At 65.4% G+C, this 4,975-nt stretch carries 3 protein-coding genes and 1 pseudogene; 3 read left to right on the top strand and 1 reads right to left on the bottom strand.

The genetic code is table 11. From position 1 onward, the window contains the following. The 3 genes and pseudogenes from EOA24_RS27185 to EOA24_RS27175 form a co-directional block, all read left to right on the top strand. Nucleotides 1–559 (top strand): annotated as a pseudogene (locus EOA24_RS27185) (MFS transporter); the annotation flags it as partial. Nucleotides 560–666: 107 nt separating this feature from the next. Continuing rightward, nucleotides 667–2,778, top strand: a complete 2,112-nt coding sequence (locus tag EOA24_RS27180) for a TonB-dependent siderophore receptor (protein ID WP_210211609.1) — start codon at nt 667–669, stop codon at nt 2,776–2,778. Further along, nucleotides 2,778–3,995 (top strand): MFS transporter, encoded by a 1,218-nt coding sequence (locus tag EOA24_RS27175; protein WP_126081598.1) that lies wholly within the window; start codon nt 2,778–2,780, stop codon nt 3,993–3,995. Before EOA24_RS27180 ends, EOA24_RS27175 begins: the two co-directional genes overlap by 1 nt. A 12-nt stretch (nt 3,996–4,007) precedes the next feature. On the opposite strand, the gene EOA24_RS27170 is transcribed toward EOA24_RS27175, so the two are convergent. Further along, nucleotides 4,008–4,975 (bottom strand): siderophore-interacting protein (locus tag EOA24_RS27170; protein WP_133374627.1); only part of this gene is annotated, 968 nt, incomplete at its 5' end.

Genomic DNA, 4,975 nt, shown 5'->3' with positions numbered 1-4,975 from the left:
GCGCTGGATCGCGCCCGCCACGATCTGCGGCGTTGGCCTCCTCGTCGCCGCGGCCGGCCTTGTCTGGCTCAGCCGCGTGCCCGCGGCGGACGGCGCGCTGGTGGCCCCACTGGTCCTGATCGGCATCGGCATCGCCCTGCCCTGGGGGCTCATGGACGGACTGGCGGTCAGCGTCGTGCCGAAGGAGCGCGCCGGCATGGCGGTCGGCATCTTCAACACCACCCGCGTCGCCAGCGAGGGCGTGGCCCTGGCGATCGTGATGGCAGTCTTGTCGGGTTTCACGGCCACGCAGCTCGGCGCTCAAGGACTGGCCTCGCCTGCCGAAGCGGTCGCAGCGGCGCAGTTGCTGGCAACCGGCAATATCAGCGAACCGGTGCAACGTCTGCACTTGGCCGACGCCAGCGCCCTGGTCCAAGCTTACGAGACGGCCTTCGACCGGCTGCTCATCGTGCTGGCGACGATCACCATGCTTACCGCCATCGTCGTCTTCCTCGGCCTGCGTCGCGGATCGGCGCCGGAGCAAGACATCGCTCCTCTCCCGGCCTGCCAGGAAGGCTGACGTGGCGTGACGCCATCAAGTTCGAGGAGGCGTCAAAAAATACTTGACTCACAAACTCATATTTGAGAGCGCGGAGGCGTGATCAAATATGAGTATTGGAGACAGAAATGCCGAAGCGGTCGAGGACGTGGCGCCGGGGATTATCATTGCTGGCGGGCAGCGCCATCCTCGGCCATGTCTGGCCGGCACTTGCCCAGGACGGCGGCGACGCCACCGTTCTCGACAGGATCGAGGTGACCGCCGAGAGCAACGAGATCCTGAAGCAGGACGGCTATGTCGCCAAGAAGGACCGCATCGGCACCAAGACCGACACGCCGATCGCCAGAATCCCGCAGGCGGTCTCGGTCGTGACGCAAAAGCAGATCGAGGACCAGAAGCCGCGTACGCTGAACGACGCGCTGGGCTATACGGCCAGCGCCAATCCGAACAGCTTCGGTTTCGACACGCGCTATGACGCCTTCTTCCTGCGCGGTTTCCAGGCCTTCTACAACGGCATGTTCCGCGACGGGCTGCGCCAGTACAACGGCCCTTCCGCCTGGTTCAAGACAGAACCTTACGGCATCGAGGGCGTCACCATCCTGAAGGGACCGGCCTCCTCGCTTTACGGCGTCAGCGGTCCGGGCGGCATCGTCAACGTCGTCACCAAACGGCCCAAGGACGAGCCATTCCATGAAATCGAGCTGCTGGCCGGCGAACACAACCGCTTCCAGGCCGCGCTCGATGCTTCCGGGCCGGTCAATGACGACGGCAGCATCCTCTACCGCTTCACCAGCCTCGGCCGCCTGAGCGAGACCGGGCTGCCCGATTATCCCGACGACAAGCTCTATCTGGCGCCGGCCGTCACCTTCAAGCCGGACGAGGACACCAGGCTCACCATCCTCGGCGAATATTCGAAGTCCGTCACCGGCGGCACCGCGGCTTTCTACAACTCCGCCTATGGCGCGCTGTCGAATATCTATGAAGGCGATCCGGCCTGGAACGATTTCACCCAGGACCAGGGGCGCATCGGCTATGAGTTCGAGCACCGCTTCAACGACTGGCTGACTGTGCGCCAGAACCTGCGCTACAACGCCGTCGATTCAGACATCGAATATAGCGGCCACTATTCGGTCGGCGCCGACCAGCCGCTTGAGCGCTACTGGGGCCATTACACGGAAGCGATGAAGAACTTCGTCGTCGACAACATGGCCCAGCTTGAATTCGACACCGGTCCGGTCAAGCACACCGCGATTGCCGGCATCGACTACGCCTGGTCGGACTATGACGCCGGCAGCGGGCTCTCCTACGTCTCGGTCGAGGACATCAAGGCCGCCCCCGTCCCGCATTCCGGCGGGCAGGAGATGAACCAGCTCGGCGTCTACCTGCACGACCAAATGGAGTGGAACGATTTCACCCTGTTCACCAGCGGCCGCTACGACTGGATCGACACCACCTCCACCGCGGCGGATTTCAGCCAGTCGAAGCAGAAGGACAGCGCCTTCTCCGGCCGCGTCGGCCTGTCCTACCGGACCGAATGGGGCATCGTTCCCTACGTCAACTATTCGACCTCATTCTCGCCCAACATCGGCTTCGTCTATGACGACATTACGAGTTCCGTCGGCCGCGTCGCCCGCCCCACCATCGCCACGCAGAAGGAGATCGGCGTCAAATACGAGATCCCCGACCGCAACGCGACCGTCAGCGCCGCGCTGTTCGACATCGACCAGAAGGACGGCGTCGTCTTCGACGCCTCGACCGGCATCAACAAGCAGCGCCAGCTCGACCTAAACTCGCGCGGCGTCGAGCTGGAGGCCAATGCCTCGCTTGACAATGGCTTCAGCATCATCGCCTCCTACACCTATCTGCGCGTGAAGATCGAACGCGGCGCCGAAGGTACCGACGGCAAGGAACTGTCGGCGACGCCGAATCACATCCTGTCGCTCTGGGGCCATTATCAATTCGAGAACGGCACGCTGGATGGGCTCGGACTCGGCGCCGGTGTGCGCTTCGCCGGCGCCAGCTACGGCGACGACACCAACACTTTCAAGAACGACGCGCGCGCCTTCGTCGATGCCTCGCTGTCCTACGATTTCGGCTACCGCAATCCGAAGCTCGAAGGCGTGAAGCTGCAGATCAACGCCAAGAACCTGTTCGACAACCAGCAGACGATCTGCTCGGCCGGCTATTGCTACCGCGACGAGGGCCGCTCGCTGTTCGGCAGCCTGCGCTATCGTTTCTGATGTCAGTCTCCGCCTCGAACCCGGCCGCCTCGTCGCCGGCCGCCATCGTTGCGGCGATCGGCGGCCTCTATGTGGCCCAGAGCGTGATCGGTGGCATCACCTGGACGGGTCTCCCGGCCGTGATGCGCGACCAGGGCCTGCCGCTCGACCGTATCGGCCTGCTTACCCTGATCGCCCTGCCGTGGGCGCTGAAATTCATGTGGTCGCCGGCAGTGGAGCGCTACCGGCTTCCGCTGTCGGGACGAGACCGAACCGGCGCGATTGTCCTCATCGGTGGCCTGGTCTCCATCGCCGGACTGCTGGCTGTCGCACAACTCGGCCCGGCCGCTTTCTGGCCCGTGGTCGCCTGCCTGACGGTGGTTGCCTTTGCAGCTGCGACCGTCGACATCGCCTGCGACGGTTTTGCGGTGCAGAACCTTGCCGGCAAGAATCTCGGCTGGGGTAATGCGGCCCAGGTCGGCGGCGCCTATCTCGGCTCGGCGATCGGCGGCGGCCTGTTCCTCTTCCTTGTCGACGTCCAGGGCTGGCGTCCGGCGGTGTCGGCCATGGCCTCGCTGCTGGTGCTGCTCGGCCTGCCCTTCCTGCTCGGCGTCGCTGGCCGGTCGCACGAGGAAGTTCGCGACCACGTGCCCTCGCTCGGCATGGCGTTGCGGCGTCCGCAGATACAACGCGGCCTGGTGGCGTCGGCGATCTACGTTCTGGCGCAGAAGGCGGCGCTAGCGATGCTCGGCCCGTTTCTCGTCGATGCCGGGCTCAGCCTTTCCACCATCGGCCTGGTCAACGGCGCCGGCAGCATGATCCTCGGCGTCGCGGCCGCCCTTGCCGGCGGCGCGCTCGTCCGGTGGTTGGGCACGCGCAGCGTGCTTGTGCTCGCGCTCGTCTTGCAGGCTGGATCGCTGTTCGTCCTCGCCGCCTTCGCGCTTTCGGGCGTTTTCCCGGCAGGCCCGCTGGCAGCTGTCGCAATGCTGAGTTCCTCCGGCATCATGGCGCTCGGCTTCGTCGCGCTTTATGCGCAGTTCATGCGCTGGTCGGACCCGAGGCAAGCGGGCGTCGATTTCACGCTTTTCCAGTGCATGGACGCATTGGTCAGCATGGCGGGCGGCATCCTGGCCGGCTATGCGGCGCAGCATCTCGGCTATGGTGCGCTGTTTGCCGGAGCGGGCGTGGTCGCGCTGCTGGCAGCGCCGGCGATCGCCATGGTCAGCGACCGCGACTGAGACGAGACGGCGCTATTCCTCGCCGGCTCCGTCCTCGCCTTGCGCGCCGCGGCGCCAATAGGCGGTGACCAGATGCCGGTCGCGCGGCAAGCCCCATTCCTTGCGTGCTATCCGGCGGATCTCGCGGAAGTCGGCGAACTCGCATCCCGCCCAGACATAGAGATCGTCAGGGCATGGCAGCCGGGCGCATTCGCGCAATGCCTCCGGAAGCAGGCCGGCGCGGCCTGCTTCGCGGCCATGCCGGTAGAGCCAACGGACGGCGATGTTCTCGCCTGCCGCCAACGTCACTCGGTCTCGCGGACCATCGACCTCGATGAAGGCCTCGGCGCGGGCGGACGGCGCCAGCTCTTCCAGCATCCGGCCGATCGCCGGAAGCGCGGTATCGTCGCCCAGAAGAAGCAGGTTGGACGCCTCGGGCAAACCGCCACCGCCGGGACCGATCATGCCGATGATGTCGCCGACCCGCGCATTCTGCGCGAAAGTCGCTGCCGGCGTCTCGGTGCCCGGATGCAGCACGAAGTCGATGTCGAGCCAGCCCTCGGCCACATCCAGCGCGCGGATCGTATAGACCCGGATGGTCAGCGCATCCTCGCCCGACGGCCAGACGATAAGGCCGTCGGCGCCCATGGTCGGCCAGACCGCCTGCCGCCCGGCCGGCGGCAGCAGAAGGCGGACATGAAATCCGCCATGAGCGAAGCGGCCGAGGTCGCGGCCGGAGAAGCGCAGGCGCTGCATATGCGGCGACAATTTCGTCGAGGACAGCACCGTTATTTCGCGGAAGAACACCGGCGTTCCAGCGTCCGTGCCGTCGCCATGCCAGCGCAATCCTTCGGTCGTGCTGAGATGCGCGGCGATATGGCCGGCAAAGATCATCTTCATATAGGAGAGGCAGGTCTCGTCCTCCGCCGCGATACGGACCAGCACGCCGTGATCGTCGAACGATGCGTTCAACGAGCCGTAATGCATACGGAATTCCCATC

Origin of the sequence: Mesorhizobium sp. M2A.F.Ca.ET.039.01.1.1 (assembly GCF_003998035.1) — a bacterium.
In the GTDB taxonomy this organism is placed as follows: Bacteria; Pseudomonadota; Alphaproteobacteria; order Rhizobiales; family Rhizobiaceae; genus Mesorhizobium.
The sequence above is the reverse complement of the archived record's forward strand: the minus strand, read 5'-3'. Positions and strand labels throughout refer to the sequence as shown.

Coding starts and splice junctions, on each gene's coding strand:
- EOA24_RS27180 (WP_210211609.1), top strand. CDS start 667: ATGCCGAAGCGGTCGAGGACGTGGCGCCGGGGATTATCATTGCTGGCG.
- EOA24_RS27175 (WP_126081598.1), top strand. CDS start 2,778: ATGTCAGTCTCCGCCTCGAACCCGGCCGCCTCGTCGCCGGCCGCCATC.